The following is a 2,158-nucleotide window of genomic DNA, read 5'->3' on the forward strand; positions in this document are numbered from 1 at the left end:
GGGCCGTGTCGCCGCGCGCGGTGAACAGACGGGCCAGGTACAGCTGTGCGGGCACCCGCCAACGGCTGTCGCCGAAGGCCAGGGCCAGTTCGTCGGCCCGGACCAGACAGCGCTCCGTCTCCGTCCATTCGCCGCGACGGAAGAGCGCGATCCCCAGTGCATTCAGACTCTGCACCAGCAACCGTGGGTCTGCCGTGCTCCGCGCCCGATCGACGGCACGTCGGGCGTTCTGCGCCGAAGACTGCAGTCGCCCCGCGATGGCATCGATCCGGGCCAGGAGGATCCGGGCCTTGACCTCGGAGCCCGCCTCGCCGGTGAACGCATAGAGCTCGGCCGCGAGCCCGGCCCGGGCCAGGGCGCGGGGCAGGTCCGCGGCGTGGACCAGGTCGGTGTAGGCTTCGAGGTGCGCGAGATCGGCGACCAGCGGCGTGGGGCCCTGACGCTCGTGGACCTCGGCCCGGATCTGATCCAACGCCTCGGACACGATCGGATCGCTGGCCCCGGCCAGGGCCCCGATCCAGGCGGCACGCACGACCACCCGCCTGGACTCGACCGGAGCGGTCGCGATCGACTCGACCTGCTGCAGGGCGAGAGCGTGCACGGACCCGCGGTCACCCGCGTCCCAGTACGCCCGGCAGAGCGCCCAGGACAGACCCGGGCCGGGATCCGACGCGAGGTCGGAGGAAACGATCGCCAGCGCCTCGTCGGACAACCCGCGATCGACGGCCTCGTGGACGAGGCGTGTGAGACGGTCGGCAGAGGGTTCGTCGGTCGATCCACGCATGCGTGAGCGCAGACCCCGGCGTTCCCTCTCGACCGTCGCAGTGTCGAGAGTGGGGACTCGAATCGCCATGGTCTCCTCCTCGGGTCAGCGCAGGAGGAAGGCCCAGAGCGACATCAACCAGGACCAGAAGTCCCGGTCCGACGGATCGACGGTGCTCACGCGCAAGGTCGACGCACCGTCCGACAGCGTGGGAGTGTCCGGATCGGCGGAATCGGACGGGCGCTGCTCGCCGCCCCACGGGTCTCCTTCCAGCGATCCGCCACCGTGCCCGTGACGGGGATCGTCGCTCCGATCGGACATACCGGAGCCATCGACGAAGTGGCGGGTCTGCGCGGCCTCGGCTGTATCGACAGCGGCCGCGACGACGGCGAAGGCGAGAAGGGCGAGTGCGAAGAGGCTCCCGGCGGAGCGGAGGTTCCGAAGAGTTCGGGAGAACATGGTGTCTCCTGTGGTGTCTTGGTGTGGGGTGCCTCGGCCCCTCGCCACGCCTGTTCGGACGAGAACGCGGCGGAGGACCGAGCTCGGAACCCGTGTCGAGGGAGGCGGAACGCGTTCGCGGACGCACCACGGCGCGGGCGTGGAGCGGGAACTCCACGCGCGGGAACCGTGCGGGGGATCGATCGCACGGGAGCCTGTCGGATCGAAGCGTCCACGCTCGTGATCGGTGGGAGGCGAGACACGAGCGTGGGCAGTGTGCCCGATTTCGGGGTTCGATGACAACCCCCCTGATGCAGAACGATCACACAAGTGGCATTGCTGCCCCCTGGATCGGGATCTACGATCCGTCCGTCTGTCGAGACCCCTTCTCGATCGCAACTCGCGGATCTCCCGCGCCCCTCCTCGCGTCGGCCCGGGCCCGTGGGAACCGTGGATCGAAGGCCGGGGGGTGTCCCGGCCGGATCCGGGGGTCGGTCACGCCGTGGGACGCCGCCCGGTGCGGCACCTGGGGCATCGTGGCGCGACCATCCCTCTTCGGATTCGACCGGGCGCCTCCTCGCCCCTTCCGCCGGACGCGTGCCGCACGCGCACCTGCGTCGACCCACGGTTCCCGCGAGTCGAGGGTCTCCGGGCGGGCACCCCCTGTCTCCAGTCCGGAGGACTGCGTCCGTGAACTATCCCGTATGGGACCTCCCGTTCGCGCACGGGCTGCTGATCGCCGTCGTCGCCATCCTGCACGTGTACGTGGCGCACTTCGCGGTGGGCGGCGGTCTGTATCTCGTCGTCGTCGAACACATGGCGCGCCGTCGCAACGACCACGTGTTGTTGGGAACGCTGCAGCGTCACTCCCGCTTCTTCGTGTTGCTCACGCTCGTCTTCGGGGCGATCAGCGGAGTGGGCATCTGGTTCACGATCGGGTTGATCAACCCGGCCGGG

General features: G+C 70.0%; 3 protein-coding genes. 1 reads left to right on the forward strand and 2 read right to left on the reverse strand.

The genetic code is table 11. The features are described from left to right. Together VKA86_07535 and VKA86_07540 are read right to left on the reverse strand one after the other, a co-directional pair. A partial coding sequence (locus VKA86_07535; protein HKK71054.1) for a hypothetical protein occupies window positions 1-853 on the reverse strand: 853 nt, incomplete at its 3' end. A 15-nt stretch (window positions 854-868) separates the two neighbouring features. After that, window positions 869-1,222, reverse strand: coding sequence for a hypothetical protein (locus VKA86_07540; protein ID HKK71055.1), 354 nt, complete (start codon window positions 1,220-1,222; stop codon window positions 869-871). Window positions 1,223-1,891: 669 nt separating this feature from the next. Between VKA86_07540 and VKA86_07545 the strand changes: the two genes are divergently transcribed. Beyond that, window positions 1,892-2,158 (forward strand): cytochrome C (locus VKA86_07545; GenBank protein ID HKK71056.1); only part of this gene is annotated, 267 nt, incomplete at its 3' end.

The organism is Candidatus Krumholzibacteriia bacterium (genome assembly GCA_035268685.1).
In the GTDB taxonomy this organism is placed as follows: Bacteria; Krumholzibacteriota; Krumholzibacteriia; order JAJRXK01; family JAJRXK01; genus JAJRXK01.

What these genes read in the sequence shown, in the direction of transcription:
- VKA86_07540 (HKK71055.1), bottom strand. Translation starts at nt 1,222, where the DNA reads ATGTTCTCCCGAACTCTTCGGAACCTCCGCTCCGCCGGGAGCCTCTTC.